The organism is Gracilibacillus massiliensis (assembly GCF_001458115.1).
Classification (GTDB): domain Bacteria; phylum Bacillota; class Bacilli; order Bacillales; family Amphibacillaceae; genus Gracilibacillus; species Gracilibacillus massiliensis.
In genome coordinates this window covers 357,106-375,644 of record NZ_CZRP01000012.1, presented here as the reverse complement: position 1 = coordinate 375,644, position 18,539 = coordinate 357,106, and the positions used below count along the sequence as shown (strand labels likewise).

General features: G+C 31.9%; 12 protein-coding genes and 1 pseudogene. 1 reads left to right on the top strand and 12 read right to left on the bottom strand.

The annotated features are described in order from the left end of the window. Positions 1–239: 239 nt before the first annotated feature. A complete protein-coding gene (locus tag BN3107_RS09355; RefSeq protein ID WP_058307363.1) occupies positions 240–701 on the top strand; it encodes a hypothetical protein in 462 nt (153 codons plus the stop codon). A 431-nt stretch (positions 702–1,132) separates the two neighbouring features. Here BN3107_RS09355 and BN3107_RS09350 read toward each other — a convergent pair whose 3' ends face one another. From BN3107_RS09350 to BN3107_RS09290, 12 genes and pseudogenes are all read right to left on the bottom strand, one after another. After that, complete coding sequence (locus tag BN3107_RS09350) at positions 1,133–1,558, bottom strand: nuclear transport factor 2 family protein (protein ID WP_058307362.1); 426 nt, start codon at positions 1,556–1,558, stop codon at positions 1,133–1,135. Between the two features lie 301 nt (positions 1,559–1,859). Continuing rightward, positions 1,860–2,417: a DUF6036 family nucleotidyltransferase gene (locus tag BN3107_RS09345; RefSeq protein ID WP_058307361.1), complete on the bottom strand. Its 558-nt coding sequence runs from the start codon at positions 2,415–2,417 to the stop codon at positions 1,860–1,862. Beyond that, a complete protein-coding gene (locus BN3107_RS09340) occupies positions 2,404–2,637 on the bottom strand; it encodes a hypothetical protein (RefSeq protein WP_058307360.1) in 234 nt (77 codons plus the stop codon). The genes BN3107_RS09345 and BN3107_RS09340 overlap by 14 nt, the downstream gene beginning before the upstream one ends. A 240-nt stretch (positions 2,638–2,877) precedes the next feature. Continuing rightward, on the bottom strand, positions 2,878–3,945 hold the full coding sequence (locus tag BN3107_RS09335; RefSeq protein WP_058307359.1) for a 5-methylcytosine restriction system specificity protein McrC: 1,068 nt from the start codon (positions 3,943–3,945) through the stop codon (positions 2,878–2,880). Then, a complete protein-coding gene (locus BN3107_RS20010) occupies positions 3,932–6,037 on the bottom strand; it encodes an AAA family ATPase (protein WP_058307358.1) in 2,106 nt (701 codons plus the stop codon). Before BN3107_RS20010 ends, BN3107_RS09335 begins: the two co-directional genes overlap by 14 nt. Before the next feature lie 269 nt (positions 6,038–6,306). After that, positions 6,307–9,027 carry an ATP-dependent DNA helicase gene (locus BN3107_RS09325; RefSeq protein WP_058307357.1) on the bottom strand — a complete coding sequence of 907 codons (2,721 nt, stop codon included), beginning with the start codon at positions 9,025–9,027 and terminating at the stop codon, positions 6,307–6,309. A 117-nt stretch (positions 9,028–9,144) separates the two neighbouring features. Then, entirely contained in the window at positions 9,145–9,300 is a 156-nt protein-coding gene (locus tag BN3107_RS19595; protein WP_082631272.1) for an MORN repeat-containing protein, read from the bottom strand. 390 nt (positions 9,301–9,690) lie between these two features. After that, a pseudogene (gene tnpA, locus BN3107_RS09310) lies at positions 9,691–10,119 on the bottom strand (IS200/IS605 family transposase). A 122-nt stretch (positions 10,120–10,241) separates the two neighbouring features. After that, a complete protein-coding gene (locus BN3107_RS09305; RefSeq protein ID WP_058307354.1) occupies positions 10,242–12,089 on the bottom strand; it encodes a DUF3732 domain-containing protein in 1,848 nt (615 codons plus the stop codon). Next, positions 12,086–12,544, bottom strand: a complete 459-nt coding sequence (locus tag BN3107_RS09300) for a three component ABC system middle component (protein ID WP_058307353.1) — start codon at positions 12,542–12,544, stop codon at positions 12,086–12,088. Before BN3107_RS09300 ends, BN3107_RS09305 begins: the two co-directional genes overlap by 4 nt. Continuing rightward, entirely contained in the window at positions 12,537–13,835 is a 1,299-nt protein-coding gene (locus BN3107_RS09295; protein ID WP_058307352.1) for an ABC-three component system protein, read from the bottom strand. The genes BN3107_RS09300 and BN3107_RS09295 overlap by 8 nt, the downstream gene beginning before the upstream one ends. Before the next feature lie 777 nt (positions 13,836–14,612). Next, positions 14,613–18,536: an Eco57I restriction-modification methylase domain-containing protein gene (locus tag BN3107_RS09290; RefSeq protein ID WP_058307351.1), complete on the bottom strand. Its 3,924-nt coding sequence runs from the start codon at positions 18,534–18,536 to the stop codon at positions 14,613–14,615. Between the last annotated feature and the right edge of the window lie 3 nt (positions 18,537–18,539).

The following is an 18,539-nucleotide window of genomic DNA, read 5'->3' as shown; positions in this document are numbered from 1 at the left end:
GTATTGAATTACGTTCAGATAAAATTATCATATCATCAGAAGTTATATATAGATAAGTTATACGGCAGTTAAAATATGCCAGAGACATTTGAACGATGTTGTTTTTGAAAAATTAAACACTCATGTGTCTCTTCAGTATAAAGAGATTTGTATGTAACAGCATAGTCATCCTATTCGAAAAAAAGGCTGGTATTATTAACACGGAAAATCTCTTTAATAATTAACATACCTTTGGGACAATGGACATACCTTCTCAGTATCAGGAGGGGATTCATATTCCAAATAAATATATATTTTTCACAATAATAACTGCTATTACGATTGTGATTGCATTATATGGGTTAATAGATAATTCTGAAGAAAAGGAGCATCAAAAAGTTTCATCAACTGAAAATATTAAAACAATAGATAACAAAAAAATATCCAAAAAATATTTAAGCGATTTAGAAGAAAGAACTGGGGACTTGACAAATATCTTAATTAAAACTCTAGATGGAACTAAGTATCAGCTTACTGGTATTATATTACGTGCCGAAACGTTTCCAACTCAAATAATATACTTAGAGTCCATTAATACAAACACATTGAAAGACAAACAAAATATAGAGAAAAAAATATACAATATAATAGAAACACAAAATTTCAGAAACAATGAAACATTTGAAATAGTATTTGATGGAACTAAAAAGATAAAAGACTAACTGTTATCAATATTTGCACCAACGAGGGGAAATGCGGAATAAGCTTATTCGCCCTTACTTCTTAGCGGACACTACGGGTTATGGATAAGCGGTTCCCCAGCGGGAAAGGTTATCTAAAGGTTGATAGATAGAACTCTCTTACTTAATTTGGCGGTTAGTACGGAGGTGTATTTTTGTTTGATCAAAGAGATTTTGGTAACTTAAAAGGATAGTAAGAATTACAACAATTAAATTTGATTAGGATCGTCAATAATAAAGTTTAAAAGAACGATGTGCATTATAATAAGTGATATAATACCAAAAGGAGTTACGATTATATGAGCACGAAAGAAGATTAGTCTTTTCCACTAATAGTTGATCTAGAGCCAGTAGATCAGTGTCTAATGCACCATCTACCACAACTCGATAACTTCTACAGTTAAAAAATCACTTTACTGAGGCTCTGCTAACTGTTTTATTTCTCCTGGTTCATATTCTGCATTAGTTATTTTCCATTTATCATCAATAAGTTTCACCTTAGCAGGTAGTTGTTCTATTTCACCATTGGCATATTCCATTTGGACTACAACTTCAAAAAAGGAATCCGTAACTTCCTTAGAATCAATAACTTCAAAATCTTGTATAGGTGATTTATTGAGATAATCTCTATAGTATTCTATTTGTTTTTCTTCTGATCCAAAAAAGCCAGCATCCATATAAGATGCAAATGTCTCAACATCACCTTTTAATACAGCATTCATTGCAGTTTCAACCGTATTTTCTGGAGTACTAGTATCCAAACGACTAACACTAACTACAAACCAAACAGATACTAAAAATAAAATTAATGTGGATAATACTAAATTTTTTCTACGCATTCTAACATCCTCCTTCTTCAAAAGTACCATTTAATTCCTTTTGAAACCAGAGAATATAAAAATATTTACAATTATTTTACATTAATATTGGGAGTTTAAGAAAATGGCAATTACATAAGGGATGCTCATTGTATAAAAAAATATCGTGGGATTGCGGGTCAGCATATAATAACAAATAAGTCGAGTGCAATTTTACGCTGACCCTATGCTAAGGTAACCACATTATAAAATATATTCATCACACCTACAAACTGTCCTCCATATGTGAATAATTGTGTTTTTGAGGGGGCTAACACCTATTTTATTTTAACCAATCATTCAATTTATCAAAAGTATTATCTGTTCGAGATGTATTTGTTAAGTAGTTCATATCTAATCGTTGGGCATGCATCAAATATAATCTTTTGCCCCATTCACAGTCGGACGATGATTTCCAATGTACACAAGCACGCAATCGATCCAGAATAATATCCTCTATTCCAATTACATATACATGAAGATTATTCGCTAATTGTAACTCAATAACCTTGGCATCATCTGCATCTTCTAACATATCATTTGGAACCTCAATGCTAATCATTAATTCCTCGTGATACCAGTGCCGACCCTCTGGTATAAACCCAAGTGATTTCAAATATCTGTCCGCCATTTCGCGTTGACTAAAAATAATGTCTATATCCGATGTTGTATATTCACTTCTGGTATAAATTTCTACAGCTAACCCTCCAACAATTATTGGTTTCAATTTTTCTTGTTCAAATAAATTTGTAAGAATTGCTGTAGTTTGTAACATCTTCTCGAATTTTGATTTTCCTTTCAACTTAGATAGCTGAAATTTAGCATCTTCAATCGAACTCATAATACCACTTCCGCTCTGTGATATATTTCACTTTCCCATTTTCCTCAGCTTCTTCCCAGCGTTTCATACATAATATATCCAATATTTTCTGTTCATCGATGTCTCGTTCACGCTTACGAACGATCCTTTCGCTTTTTCTATCACGAGCAATGATTCGTTCTACGTCAGATTTCTGACTTTCTATAAAATTGTTAAGATCATTTATATTCAGCTTATCCATTTAAAACACCTCACACGTGAATGTTACTTGTAGTATAACATGTTTTATCCATAAACAAACAGATTGAAATAATTCCTGACAGTTATTCTTAAGATTAGGAATGGAAACTGGCTAAAAGGCTTATCCCCTATGAACTCGAGATAAAATTCTGATCACCGGGACAAAGAACCTGTCCCCCGTCCCCCGATTGTAACTTGAATGTAGAACTTACAGACGATTAGCACCATGATAAAGTACAGATCAACGGGACAAGGAACCTGTCCCTTTGTCCCAATGATTGACATATGCTAACAAGTCTTCTTTTATACTGCTAAAATCTTGTTGCAAATCGAGAGATGCAACTATAATCTGATTACCTTTAATGTGATAAGTGTGGTTAGGTTGATTTAATGCAGTTGTTTTGGCATAAAGTAACATACCTGCTACCATTTCATCCGGTTCTTTTTTCCAATTGTTTATATATGTAAATATTTGATAAAGGTTACTGGATTTGTGTTTTGCAGCTCCGCCTTCAAACCTTGCTACCATATTCTCAGAATAAAATTTCGCATCCACAATCAATGTTTTTTTATTATTTTGAAGCACAAGATCTGTTTGCATCATCGGTAATGCATCTGTGAATTCATCATCAACCATCCACTTAATTTGAGGATGGGATACCTTATATTTCGTTTCACGTTTAAAAAAGGCATAGATGAACTTTTCATATAAAGACGATAATCTTTGTTCGTCTTGAGCCTTTTTCATCATTTGAGACGCAGTACTTTCATCAAATAACAACTGCTCATAAAGATATCTGCACACGTCTACAATAAATTGATAACGTATGTTTTGACGGTTATACCTAACGTTTTTCCATAGCTTCAAATCTAGCTCTACATCTGATACTTTAGTAAAATAAGGAAGCAAACCGTAAAATAATCGACGCTTTTTTTGAGCTATTTTAGTTGAACGCGACAGGTAAACGAGTGTAGCTTTAATAATTTGATTCAATAATATATTTTCAGAAAATTCATCATAAACGACTGCAATTTTTTTATTTACCAATGCGTTTTTCTTTATCGTAGAATTGATGTCGATTTTCCCCTTAATCACATTGGAAGTCTCTTCAACACTTATATAATCTTTACTTAATCCACCGCGAATCAACACAGGTATACCTATCGATAAAATTTCTGCGTAAAGCTCTTTGACGTTCTCAAATTTTTCTGTTCCGATTCGTTTATACTCGGCAAGATTTAACGTTTGATATGCATAAGAAAGCATATAGTATATATTACGAATTGGAATATTATTATTTCGTTCCATCGTAACAACCTCTTAGTCGTTCAGCCCAATCATTCGCTTTCTGTTCATCATCAAACCAATACTCGAATAGCTGTGGAATAATTTCATATTCGATTACTTCTTCAACACGAGTTGCCGTATTAACTTTATAAGCATCACCTACAAAATAGCTATGCCCAATTACAAAGCCTGTCCCTAGCTCTTCCACAATTTGATTATTTAAGCTTTTAATTTCAGCAATGATACGATTTAACACTTCTGGATTATTTAATCCATTTACATACAAGTTAAATGTCTGATTGTAGAATGCTGGTTTAATTTCAAAAAACGAGAATCTTCTTCTCAGTGCATAATCTAATAAAGCTAAACTTCTATCTGCTGTATTCATCATTCCAATTATGTATAAATTCGATGGCACCGAAAACATATCATTAGAATATAGGAGATTGATTTGCTCGCCTCGCTTATCAGCTTCGATCAGCATCATTAATTCTCCAAATATCTTACTCATGTTCCCCCGATTAATTTCATCAATAATAAAGAAATAGTCTCGTTCTGGATCTCGTGCTGCTTTTCTAGCAAACTTCACAAACGGCCCTTGTTTCAGTTCAAACCCTTCTCCTTCAGCTTTTGGGCGGAACCCTTCAATGAAGTCCTCATAACTATAGCTTTGGTGGAACTGAACCATATGGATTCGTGTTTCATCTTTTTCTTCCATCATTACATTCGCTAAACGTTTGGCAATATACGTTTTACCTACTCCTGGTGCACCTTTCAAAATAAGATTCTTCTTATTTTCAAGTAGAGAAATTAGACGTCTAAGCTCTTTCTCCTCGATAAAAACATCCGAAAGAAATTCATCTACTGTATAAGATTCATTTTCTAGAACAGTTGGCTTAGACTCAATAAAACGAATGTAGTAGTCAATCGAGCTTCCTGATACCCCTTTATACTTTTTGTAGGCTTGATCTGATACAACGGCATCTTTCAACCGTTTTAGTTGCTCAATATCAGTTTCACCAAAAATGGAAGCATCAAAATATTGCTCTATATCCTTTAACGCACTTACTTTTTGGGTAACTGTTTTATCATTCAATCCAGCTCCTGTATCTGTAACTTGATTGGATAACCAATTTCGAAACTCATTTACTTCAGCAATTTTCGGATCAATAAAATCTTCATTCATTACTTGATCAATTTCTTGAATAAAATTTGGATAAGCATTTAGACATGTTAATGTTTTTTGAGCAAAAGACTGATGTAGTTCCCACTTCCCAACTTGAACCCATTCTACTTTTCTTCTATGTTTATATTCAGTTGCTTTATCTTCATAGTAGTACTCTCCCGTAACGACTCCACGTGCAAGGATTCTTTTCATTCCTTCTTTTACATATACTACGTCACCTGTTTGAATTTCACGATAGAAATCCCATACAGCCTTAGTATCATTAACAGGTCGAACACCATCCGCTCTTTGTTCAGCTATTGTTCGTTCAACAGCTTCCTTAGAATCATAGTTTATTAAATCCCCTAAATAGTCCCAACCAAGTGCAATCACATTTTCTGCGTGGAACTGATCCCATAATCTAGAATTTTCACCTGGTGAAATAACCCAATAATTAATACTGTTATCAATTTCATCTTCTTGATTCGCGATTTTCTTCTCTTTTTTGGGATAAGTTAAAGTAGGATCTTCATCATAATATAAAAATATTAAATAGGATCGCATTAAAACGCCCCAGTCAGGGATCCCACCTAAATTATCAGGCTTACTTCTTACGCCACGATTATATTGATCTTCCGCATATTTTTTTCTGAATTGAATTCTAGTCTTACCAAACTTTTCTGGATATCGAGGTGTACTTTTACCAGCTACTAGTCTCTCAATATCTTCATCTCGTTGTTCCGTCATTTCTTGATAGATATTTTTAAATTCTGAATAGGATTGATATTCAAAGAAATTTTCCTTATAGCCGCTAGCTAATCCATACTTTTCTAAAAGGTGTCCTAGTTTTTCAAGATATGGCGTGTACCACATACCTGTTTTTTCACCTAGATTTTCCGTAACCCAAGCTTTATATTTTTCTTTTTGGGTATTTATAAGATCATTCATAGGGTACCTCCTTTACTTTCCACTTCAAGTAACAGTAGCATTAGTAATTAGGTTCTCATTAACCAATATTTCAAAAATAAGACCAAATTCTTCTCTAGTTAAACCATATACCCTCCTTGGTTCTTTTTTGTATTTTTTTATTTCTTTAAGGAATCTAAATATGACTTTTTGCTGATTCAATTGAACCACCATCTTACACTTACTATTTAATTAAAAGTTCTAACCTCTGATGTTAGCCTTGTATCTTTAAACAACACAAAGAACTGCTACTAAATTTGTATGACTTGCTGACTGGACTTTAATAAAGCAATATCCCTTCTAATATTTTTACTTTCCAAGTTGCTCAAAACCTTATACTCCGTTTCCGGAGTCCAGTATATTCTTAGCTGTTCCTTCGCCCTAGTTATAGCTGTATAAAATATATTGTGGGTAATCATTTCTTCAATTTCATCTGTAATAACGATTTTGACTGAATTATATTCCAGACCCTGTGCCTTATGGATTGAAACAGCATATGCAACTTGAGATGGAACCACAGCCTCAGTAGGGGAATCATCATCCTCATCAGTGTTGTTATACTCGTCTACAAAAAATCGAATTACAGAATTACCATTATCAGAATTACCTATTAAGTGAAAATCATATCCTTCTGCTTGAAACTCATTTATAACCTTGTCAATCTCAATATCAAATTGTATTCTATCTTCAAATGTCTCTATCTTAACTATTTTACCTTTTAGATTGTTATAAATTATGGGAGCAAATCTTTCTGACTCGTTAAACAAAACGGGATCATTAACCTTATAAGTTTGGATGCCCCATTGAACAGGTCTGTTTTTATTGTTGCTTTGTAAAAACCTATTAATATTATTTATTCCATAAAGCCCATCATAATTTAAGCATAGGATTATTTCATCTTCCCCGCTATGTTCAAATATAGACTCGTCCAATGTTATGGAGTAATCGTTTCTTGCTACGTGCTCTAGTATATCCTCATCCATGTTCCTAACTTTTTCCCACAAAGTAATCAGCTTTTGGTTAGTACTCCGATAGGGTTTTGTTAACTCATATACAGATGTTCCAGGTACAAATGAGCGAGCTGCGTCAAACCAATTCCCGAAGACTATAGAGTCTATTTGAAAAGTATCTCCGACTAAAACTATTAATCTAAAAGAAGCTTTATTTAGTACTTCTAACATGTCTACATTACTAACCGTACTACACTCGTCAATAACCAATAAATCAAATTCCATGTCACTATTTCTCTGTTTTATAAATTTAGCAATTGTTTTATAGGTACAATTAGCAGCACTAACTCTTCGTTTTAAGTTATCTACTGCCGGATTAGTATTTGCTAGATAGAGCTTTTTTTCGTCATTAAAAAAATTTGAAATGTGATTGATCATAGTGGATTTCCCGGTTCCAGCAGAACCGTATATAAATGCCACTTTTGATTTCTCAAACATGCGTTCAAAAGCAATTTTCTTCTCATGAGAATCAATATCGTAAGCGGTTGATTGCAACCAATATTGAACAGAATTTGAATAATTATCGATGCCAGATGAAGCTAACTCTTTGAGTTTTTGTATTATACTTAGAGTATCTTCTACATAACCTTTTATATGAATATAATCTTTATAATTCTCTAATCTTCGTTTTTGGTGTTTATGTTTATGATATAGATTATTGTTATATCTTCTCATTAATTCTTCTAGATTCTCAAAACCTTTAATATCTTTTTTGGGAGTATACAATTGACCCTTTGTTTCTGTATTATTTTTTATAAATCTTGCAAAGATTTCATGTTCTCGATTAGTTGTACCAATACAGTCGAGTAAATCCGAAAGTTTAGGATTGTGATTTAACAATGATGTATTAAATGGCATTTGATCAAACGGTATACACCCATACTCTAGTTTTAAATTTGATAGAATTGTACAACATCCAGCTGAAAACTGCCTTTTTATCACTTTATTATTTAGTCTGTAAAGTAAATACCTAATCACATTACTTCCTGGGCTATTACTATTTGTCAATTCTTGGGATTTATCTAGCATAACAAAAACATGTGATACTTTTACCTTTTCAGTTACTAGGTTCTTGATTCTCAGATAATCTTTTTCTGCAAAATCAATGATTTCAACTAGATTTAACCCGGTCCTAGTTAGATAACTCATTAGCTCTTTATACTCATTATTCCCGCTAGATATTTTAGAATCTTGTTCAAATATCTTCGCAAAATTCCTTATTTCACAAGGACGTATTGATACTTCCCAACCATCAATAATTAGGATTGGCATTTTTTTACCCAAAATATTAACAGTCTCGTTCTTTAATGAAAGTTTAACGGCATAGTTATGTGAAATATCCAGTTTAGTGAAAGCAATAATTCTATCAAACTTGCTTGCTCTGTCATTGGCAATTGTAAATGTAACTTCGTAATACACTTTGTAATCTACGAAAAACGGCTTTATTCTTTGAATATAATAACGATCATTGGGTCGGTTTCTAGTTGAGGTATGAATGGGTTCATTTATTTTTTCCGAAATCTTTCCATAATACTCTTTAAGATTTGAATCGGTAGTCATAGGAAATTCATATATGTTGTTGAGGACATCAAGACTATAATTGCTCTTGAGGAAGTTTTTTATTTTAAGCAAATACTCATAATACTTCAGCATCAGTCTTTCTGAGTTTTCTTCGTTAAGTGTATAGTGGGATGTTGTGATTTGCAAAAGTTTGTGGAATTTACTTAAAAATTTCAATTTTCCGTTTGATTTAACATAAGCATTCCCATTTTCAATGTTATCATAATCGATTTCCATATCATGGCCTTTCGAGTATGCTTTTAATGAGACGTGCTCAACGAAATTTCTTAGTTGTGATAGTATGTTTTGAGATAATAATCCTCTTTCAGTGGCATCAAATCTATCAATATTTTTGCAGATGACTTTGTCGATCTCCATAATTTTCTTGTCTATTGCACTCATGAAATCCTCCAAATTTTAAATTTTATTGGCTACAGATTTACAAAATACGACTATATAATACATCAAGTTTCTACTATCATCCAATGTTTATTCGCTTGTGTAGTCCTTGCACATCCTCTAAAATAATTGGCTTTTGAAGTATCCTAACCCTACGTACTGCATTTCTTCCAATTGCCCTTCATATCGCAGCTGACCAGATTGATCATACATTTTACCATAACCATGCGGCTTATCATTTTTAAATTCTCCTTCATACCAAAGCCATCTTTCCATTCACCATCATACTTTAAGATACCATTCGCATAGTATTCCTGATGGACCCCATCTTTTCTTGCTTCATTGTCTCCCAACTTTAATCCATTAAGTAGCGTGTCAGCCCCCCTAAAAAGACAGAAGCACTAATTTGTCTTATGTTTGAGAACAGTTCAACGATTTTAATTGACGACATAAGAAATCAAAACCGTCAGCTATATATAAATTTGCTGGTACTTCGTTGCACAACAATAAAACCTCGTATTTCTAAAGAAATAATAGCATCATTTAAACGACCACCTGCTAAAGCAGGTGGATTTGGACATAAAATGTCGGCGACTAAAGTCGTTATTCAGGCTAAAGTCCTTCTCAAAGCACTTATGCTCAAGTATACTCAAATGTTGACTAAACTCATTCCTCAATCCTAAATATGTCGTTCTTTTCTTCACTAAATTGATTTGCAATATAGTTTCTAATCGTTTCTTCATCTACTGTTCCGACTGTTGCACAAAAATAGCCCCTTGCCCATAAGTGTTGACCCCAATATTTTTTTCAATTCAGGAAATTGATCCTGTTGAAGTCTTGATGATCTCCCTTTTAGGTATTGCATAATCTTACTCGGGTCTAAACTTGGTGGACACGACAACAATAAATGAATATGATCTTTTCCTACACTTCCCTGCAAGATCGTAATACCCCTTGCTTCACAACCTTGTCTGATTAAATCGCGGGTTCTTATCGCAATTTGACCATGCAATACCTTATATCTATATTTGGTTACCCAGATACATGGTATTTGATATCATATACTGCGTGGCTATTCTTTTTATATCCATCCATACTTTTCACCTCATAACTTAAGTATGGACATCAAAAGATAAGGCTAAAAGCGGATACCGTCTAAAGACGGTGGAGTTAGACCACGCTTTTGGAAATTTTAAAAAACAATATTCTTAATAAGATTAGTCTTCATTTATTAAAGCATTTCCATATCTAAACTCTTCAACTAAATGGAAGTTTTCTAGCCCATCCCAAACACTTGTAGGGATATGCTCAAAAACAATAAATTGAAATTCTTCCTTATACTGTTTATTTATATGGCTAATAAACTGATCTAATAGCTTCATAGCGGCAGTTATTTTACCTTTATCACTCACTTCAACTTGACTCCAATCATCATCTTCCTCCCCATAATAAGGCCTACTTGGTTGGTCTAAGATCATAAATTGAGGAATATAAGGGGATTTTTGTATAATACTAGCCTCATGCAAACCTAAAAATAAACATAAATGCATGAATAAGTGATTAGAACTACTCCCAACAAAAGATGTATAGATAGAGTCAGGTGGTCGTAATTCTAAAGATTTCTCTCTATAATTAAATAAGGCCCTATATCCTTGGTAATTACCTAGAGCACTACCCACTTTATCTAAATAGTTTTGTATCAAATTTTCTAACATACTTCTAAATGATTCTCTATCAGTATTTAGATCACGTACTAGATTTTTTAATTTATTTAATTCTTTTACCTTCTTTTCTAATTCATCACTAAAATCCTCAAGGGGACCTTTATTTTCGTATAATGACAACTTATGTTTTAGTTCACCAATAAATATAAGTTTTTCTGTAGCATTACTTAGTGATACAGGACTATTTTGTATAGGATATTGTTCAATTTTCTCTTCAACTTTTGCTAGTTCCATTTTTAACCTTTTCATTTCTTCATCGACATCAAGGTTAAAAGGTTTCTTATTCTTTATTAAATGTTTTATTGCATTAAACTCTAATTCTAACTCCTCTAGGAGCGAGGAAATCTCTGGTAATATTAATAATTCGCTGAAATTTTCTTTGATATAAGTAATTGGTTTTAGGCTATCCAAATTATTTTTTTCTATATTTAGATAGTCCGCAAACTGATTCTTCAATCTATTATAGTTACGGATTTTCCTTGTTAACATACTCCGTGTCTTGTTTAACTCGTCTATTTCTATAAATGAATTGGAGATTTCTTTTAAACTTTGTTCATTAACAACTTTTTTTAAAGTCGACAGGTATTCTTCAGGTTCGATAATAGAATCTGGAATTAAGTTGAATTTTCTCGCTTCCCTAATATCATTTCTCATATCAGACACAAATAATTCATTTTCTTTTTCATAATACGATTGTTTCTTATTGATCCTTGTAATTTCCTTTTCGATTTTATCTACTCTTTCTTTTATTAAAATATTTTCAATATCCTCTATCTTTAGAGCTATTTCAAATATTCTTTCGAGTGCTTCTCTGTACCTAGTTGTGTTCTGCTTATCAAAGTAAACCTCGTTATTTGCAATAACATTTCCGGATTGAGTATTAAATAAAAGAAAATATCGAAATGATATTTTGTTACCAGCCTTGATACTTTTACCGCTATATGGTATAACCAAATCACTCTTAATGGAAAATTCCGCTTGAATTATATCCTTTAATTCGTCTTCAGTAATATTGACATGCGGTTTTTCAGGAATACTACCCATAGAAGAATAATAATAGCTTGTTGAGCCTTTTCTTTTTAGAATTTTTGCTCTTGCTATTGTGTACGGCTTTTCATTAATACTAAAAGTCAATCCATACCATTCTACATTTTCATTTATTTTTTCTTCAGAAATAGAAGCATTACTAGAAAAAAAACAATAATCTATTATAGACATGATTTCAGACTTACCTGTACCACTAGCACCTGTAATAACATTTACCTTATTTGGTATAAATTCCAATTTCCTAATTTTATTATCCTTAAGCCACAAAGTAATAGTTTTTATATAAAACTTCATATTTTCACCCTTAGTTGAAGATAAAGATTGTGAGTACTTTCCATTAATATTTCAGACAAATTTTGACTTGCTTGAACTATTTCTTTTGCTCTTTTTCCAAGACTCTTATTTTCTATTTCAAAATTAAAATCTTCCTTCACAGATACTTGCCCTTTTGTTATGATAATCAATTGCATTCTTTTTAAAAGAATAATTGAGTTTAGTGATGTGGTTAAAAGAGAATAATATCTATCGTTGAAACTAGAAAAACTCGAAGGATATTTAACTATAAATTCCTCTAAGCTACGAATTTTAACCCTTTTGCTTTTTAATAAGTTAAGTGTATTACCATGTGAAAAAAATGGTAAAATTAGCAAAACTTTACCTAAACTCATTTCTTTATGATGTTTTAGTACTGAAATTATCGAAATAAGGCCAATAAGTTCATTATTATAATTTGATTGATATTTATTCATTTTTATACCTCTTACCCCAATCATATCTCCAACCAACCAATGGCTTATCAGAGAGCAAATAATATTGCCCATTACTCATTTCTAAGTCCAATTGTGTTTCTTGGATATTCAACTTTTTGCTTAAAACATCATCTAAACATTCATTAGCTAAATCAATCAGTTCTATTTCGTCAACTATTGAATCATCTCTGAATTTTCTTTTAACCTTTCTATACGTTCTATCAAATACTACTTTCCATTCATAAATTGATTCTCTATCAAAGCTTTCCTGTTCTGTACTTGTTAATTCTCCTTCTTGTTTCCACTTTTCTAAATTATTAAAAGTAATTAATTTAGCAATTGTTCGTTGAATAACTTGGTCTTGGTAATCATCATCTTCTTTTGATATGATTCCTATGTCTTCAAGTTGTTTAATAAATAATTGCTCCTCAGGGATTTCTTCAATAGATGGCTTATCTCTTCGTATTATTCTTCTATCAGTTCTACCTAATAAAAAACACCTTGTATATCTTTCATGTAAATTATCAAAACTATATTCAATTCTTTCTCCCTTTTTTATAGCGATATAATTATCTCTTCTTATGTTACTATCTAAACTGTTAAATACATCTTCAATTTTATTTTCCGGAATAAATTTTGCTTTAATCCTTAATTTAATCCGTTCAATTAAATCATCTTCATTTAAACTAAAACTTAGTTTCTTTAAAAATTCTTCTAACCACTGGTCTTCTTGATCTAAAAACTCCTTGATATAAAGAAGTAGCTTGTCTTCTCCTTTTTTTTCACTACTTTCCTTAGCTACCTTCTTAGTCAATTTTAAATCGTATTTTTTTTTGAAGTAATCTTTGAATTCCTTTGTATCCATTTTGCCTTCTTTGAGTTTCTCCAAATTTACCAGAAACTGATTTTTAGTATTAAATGCTTTGTTTGTAATTAAAATAAAATCAGTTCTTTTTATAAACTCAATGCGTGAATCCAATGTTTCTCTTCCTTCTATTTTATCATTAATAACTTTAACCCAATTGTAGATAGTCTTCCATAGGTCAGTATCACTTTCTCTTAGATTAATAATTTCTCCTTGTGCATTAGTTTGGACCGAATGTTTTAATTGTAGCAATGTTTGTTTATTATCTGGAAAATCAATATGGATATCATCCTTAACTTCTAATCCAATCGACTCACCTGTACCTAGCCCAAGGATTAAATACAGAAAGTAATAATACTGATAATCAAATCCAATTGACTTATCTTCTGCAGCAGTAGCCTCTTGATGTGACTTAACATTTGTCATTATACTTTCTCCTTTTATATTTCACAGTGTATTGATACTATTTATATTACTTACCTTATCATACCAATAAATCTTTTAGTTATTGATACCTATTAATATTCTATTTAAAGTTGATTGGAGGTTAATTCGACTAAATATTTATTTTACTCACTTCAACTCCAAAACTTTACAAGTTCGTAAAATCATCCCATAAACTTCCAATATAATCTGTGAAAGATCATTTTCTCTCATTTTCGATATTTAAATGTCATTTAACTCAGAAGGGGTAAAATATTTTTCTGCTTCAATTCTTTCTTTTAAAAACTTAGACCACAGCTTTTGTTCCACCCCCTGTCCCCCCTTTATAAGAAAGCATAACCACAGACTCTTCTTTTTTGGTCGGAAAGAGTCGATATAAGTTATTTCCCCTTGGATTAAAAGAAAATATTATTCGGTGTATAATTTCATATTTCACCATTTGGTTAGTTACTCAAACTTATTGCACTTCAGAATATATTTTAATATGAAATTACTCCATGATCTCATGAATTCTTGACCAGTTATGATAATTTGGCTTAATAAATATTTACTTATACAAGATTATTAAAGCATAGAAGTAATAAACTACGAACTAACTAGAATCCTAATGTCAAAACAAGATATAGTATTGTTGAAATGCTATTAATCAAACTGTATTATAATAGTTCAAAAATAATCAAAAAGTAGTTTATTATTTTCTTTAATGAGATAATTCAAAAAGCCCGGATATAGTGCTTGAAATTCCGGGCTATAATTTGCTTAGTTAATATCGGCTTGTACATCGGGCAGTACTTTTATTAATTCATTATAATATTTTAATATAGTATCTTTTGTCTTGAAACTCCCATAATTTTGCTCATCCCTTTTTCTTATAAGATTGAACGATTCCATTATATGTTCAATTTCATAATTTTGTAGACCATATAGATAAAAGAATATAGCATCTATTTTACATTGAATTTTTAATCGTCTTTCTTCATCCCATTCAAATGGAGGTCCTTGATATCCATAATCTTGTGCCAATTTTTCTAAAGATGATGAAGTATATGACAGTTCAAGCACATAGTCGCAAATTATTTCACGTAATTTATAATCTATTTTATTTGACTCAATAATTGGAAGTTGTTTAATTACAAAAAAGTTTACATTTCTACTTCCTATCTTTAATCGAGAAATATAATCAAATACAAATGAATTAAAATTTGCACATAATATTAATACTTCTTCAATTTGATTCTTCCCTGAATCAAAGTAAATTGCGGGTAAAGAATTTCCCATTGGATATGATGGACAAATTGTAGAAATAAATGTTCTTTCATTATTTGGATTTGATATACCATGAAATGTTAGCCAATATTGTGGTATATTTTCCATCTCAAGAGCTCTACAATATTCAGTTTTGTCAACCCAAAAACGTGGTTTGATTTCAAATGATGGATTCCCATGTTCATTTTCAGTAACTTCTCTTGGGTTTCCTTTCTGAGTGTCTTCAAATGTTGTATCTAAAAATGTAGTATACCTATGGTCAAAAATATGTGTTAGTTTACCCTCGTATAGAGGAAGAAATTGTGATCCAGAGTTATTAATAAACGTATTATGTTCTAATCGGAATCCCTGTTCTATTAACTCAGATTCAGTAAGAAATAAGCTGGAATTATTTGTCATATCAAACATCCTCAAAAACCTTATATTAAAAGGATTATAGGCAGGTTCACTTTCCCTTTTTAAAACATTGTGGTTAGCATATATTGACTTAATAATATCTGCATCCTTATTCGTTTTAAATATTGGACATGTTTTAGTATTTGGATTTATTAGAGCTATTTCCTCTGCTGTTAAACTAAATATTTTATTTTCATCTGACAATTGATCAACTTTATGAATGAAGAATGCGAATTTTGCTTTCAATGACAAACCATTTGCAGTTATAGTTAATAAACAAAACTTTTGCTCTCTATGAACTCCAGGAAAGATTCTCATTGAATTTTCAAAATCAAATAAACTTACCAAAGAATGTGTTTCCATTAAATTCTGGAAAAAATATTTGGTTGTGTCATCAGTTGCTATTCCTGAAGGAACTATACATCCTATCCTACCACTTTTATTCAGAATTAATCTATTAGTTTCAGCAAATACTGCGTACGTATTTACATCTCCTCGTCCACAAAGAGGGTACCTATTAGATTTCTTTATGAAATGAAGCTCTCCTTCTGATTTACGTTTATCATTTAAAAATTCTTTATAAATTTGCGGATTATTTTTAGATAGACTGTTTATTAATTGCTTTCTTTTAGATGCATTTGGTGCATTCGCTATCTCCTTTAACCTTTGAGAAAACCATTCCTTTTCCTGGAGCTTTATTCTCTCCCACGGCGGATTTCCTAAGACTACATCAAACCCACCTGACAAACCCGTTATTTTATTTTCATTATTTTTCTCCGATTGTTTAAACACTTCAGGAAAGGCAATATGAAAATGAAAAAAGCGATATTCTTGAGCCAACTCTTTTATCTCATTTACTAGCCACTTTGGCGTACTAAATGGATTCGATTCAATTGTTCTGTAGATTTTTTCTGTAATTGGATAAGGTAGTTTATTTGTTTTTCTCCAGACAAATGATGCACACCAAGCATCAGCAACAAGTTTGTTCTTTATATAATTAGTAGAGTTAATTAATTCATTATACTTATTTTCTTTATCCAGTAACTCCTCAATGGATTCACTTTTCATAATATGAATATTTTTCCACTCATTATATATTTCATCTTGCCATATTGATTCATCTAACTCAAAGAAGGAAATTTGTTTAATATTTTTCCTTTCGTTTCTATTTTCTTTTTTATATATTTTACAATACTCTTTATCATCTCCTTCAATAGGATTAAATACTTCATTTGGAATACCTTGAGCCATCAGTGTTGGTGTTGTTCCAAACAAACTATTACCACATTGTATATGATGGTCCAAAAAACTTAATGGTTTCCCGGGCTGCAACGCTTCCATCCATAAGCTCACCTTACATAATTCCACAGCCATTTCATTTACATCAACCCCATATATACAGCGTCCAATAACATCCCTCAAAGCTTTTCTTTGTTCATTTGGTGATGGCTCATCATCGCCAGTTCTAACCATTGCAAGTCTTTTTGCTATCCGATGAGCAGCCGCTATTAAAAAGTGACCACTGCCACAAGCTGGATCACAAATTTTAAGGTTAAGTATTGCAGATTCAGCATCTTTTTTACTGCTTACCTCATTCAACACAGGTTCTAGAGAGGAATCCAACAGACTACTAATTAAACTAGTTGGTGTATAATAACTTCCCGTTGTTTTTCTTTCATTCCCACTAGCGGTGGTTAATTCAAATGTAGCAGATTCAAGATTAAACACTGGATGAAGTTCTAGTAGTGATTCATATATACTTCCTAATTCTTCAGCACCCAAATTCTTATAATCTACAGGTCTCCTTATACCACCATCAAAAATAAATGATATAGACCTAATAGAAGCTAACAAATTATGATTTGCTAAATTACAATTATTTAAGTCAGCAGCAGCTTTATCTGACCAAAGAAAACTCCCTAACGCAGGTAAAGCTAAATCTTTATATCCAGATTGCAATTTATTCATAATTATTAGGATACCTTGGAAAAGATCCGTGTGCTTTGTACCTACCCTTTTTGCAGCTAATTTGCGTAATCTAGACATTGAATAATATTTATTATACATTTCCAAGGATTCTTTCTTAGCCTGGGGATCAAATAAAAGATTTCTATCTTCTGCTACAAACAAAAAAATAAAACGGTAGACAATCCTTAACAGTTGCCGATAATATTCATTTGCACTCAATGTTCCTGAAACAAGCTTATCCCTTAATTCAGAATTTGAACTCTCGAGAATTAATCCTTGGCCTAGAGAGGTAATAGCTTGTTCTACACCTTTTCTTAGCTGGTCTAAAGCTCTAGTCCCATGCTCCTTTGCACTTTTAGACCAAGTCTCAATCCAACAATTTTCTGGCTTCTCAGATTCAAATCTAGATTGGTGGCACAGCAACCACAATATAACAAAATCTGAGTATACTTGACCTTCCATAATTGCTTCTAGATCAAATTGAACATATGCCTGACGTGTTAAGCTCACATTATCTCGTAATAATCTTAATTCTAAACCATTCGATACAATTCCCCACAAATAGCTGTCCGACCTATTTAATAACTCTTGAACTAAACTGTGTGGACTCATCCTTGCCGCTCCAGCTATCCCCGCAGTACGATGGTCAAGGTCAATTCTATAGCCAACAAGATGTATCGGTGTATGTTGCCAAATATGGGAAATAGGATAACTTTTATTATTCAATTCAATACCTTTAGCTGGTAATAAACGACCAAACCCAAGTTCTTGAAATAGGATTAATAACCAACGCTCCCGTGTTATGCTCGTACCTGTCTCACTACCCGGTAACTTATCTATTGTATTCTTAAAAGAACTCCAAGCTCCCAATAACCTGTTCCACGAGCGATTAATAGCTTCGTTTACTTTCTCCCCTTTAGCTAAATGATATGAATAAGGCTCTAAGCCTTCTACTCCCTTATCTCCATCCAATATTCTTTGTAATGTATCGGTTGGAAGCAAAGCTCCCTCAGTACGTATAGTTGTAAATATTTCTTTTCCTTTAGTTTGCATAAA

Excerpts from the sequence above, each read along its gene's own strand:
- BN3107_RS09340 (WP_058307360.1), bottom strand. The coding sequence starts at position 2,637 with ATGGATAAGCTGAATATAAATGATCTTAACAATTTTATAGAAAGTCAG.
- BN3107_RS20010 (WP_058307358.1), bottom strand. The coding sequence starts at position 6,037 with ATGAATGATCTTATAAATACCCAAAAAGAAAAATATAAAGCTTGGGTT.
- BN3107_RS09295 (WP_058307352.1), bottom strand. The coding sequence starts at position 13,835 with ATGACAAATGTTAAGTCACATCAAGAGGCTACTGCTGCAGAAGATAAG.
- BN3107_RS09325 (WP_058307357.1), bottom strand. The coding sequence starts at position 9,027 with ATGAGTGCAATAGACAAGAAAATTATGGAGATCGACAAAGTCATCTGC.
- BN3107_RS09305 (WP_058307354.1), bottom strand. The coding sequence starts at position 12,089 with ATGAAGTTTTATATAAAAACTATTACTTTGTGGCTTAAGGATAATAAA.
- BN3107_RS09300 (WP_058307353.1), bottom strand. The coding sequence starts at position 12,544 with ATGAATAAATATCAATCAAATTATAATAATGAACTTATTGGCCTTATT.
- BN3107_RS09345 (WP_058307361.1), bottom strand. The coding sequence starts at position 2,417 with ATGAGTTCGATTGAAGATGCTAAATTTCAGCTATCTAAGTTGAAAGGA.
- BN3107_RS09350 (WP_058307362.1), bottom strand. The coding sequence starts at position 1,558 with ATGCGTAGAAAAAATTTAGTATTATCCACATTAATTTTATTTTTAGTA.
- BN3107_RS09355 (WP_058307363.1), top strand. The coding sequence starts at position 240 with ATGGACATACCTTCTCAGTATCAGGAGGGGATTCATATTCCAAATAAA.
- BN3107_RS09290 (WP_058307351.1), bottom strand. The coding sequence starts at position 18,536 with ATGCAAACTAAAGGAAAAGAAATATTTACAACTATACGTACTGAGGGA.
- BN3107_RS19595 (WP_082631272.1), bottom strand. The coding sequence starts at position 9,300 with ATGGAAAGATGGCTTTGGTATGAAGGAGAATTTAAAAATGATAAGCCG.
- BN3107_RS09335 (WP_058307359.1), bottom strand. The coding sequence starts at position 3,945 with ATGGAACGAAATAATAATATTCCAATTCGTAATATATACTATATGCTT.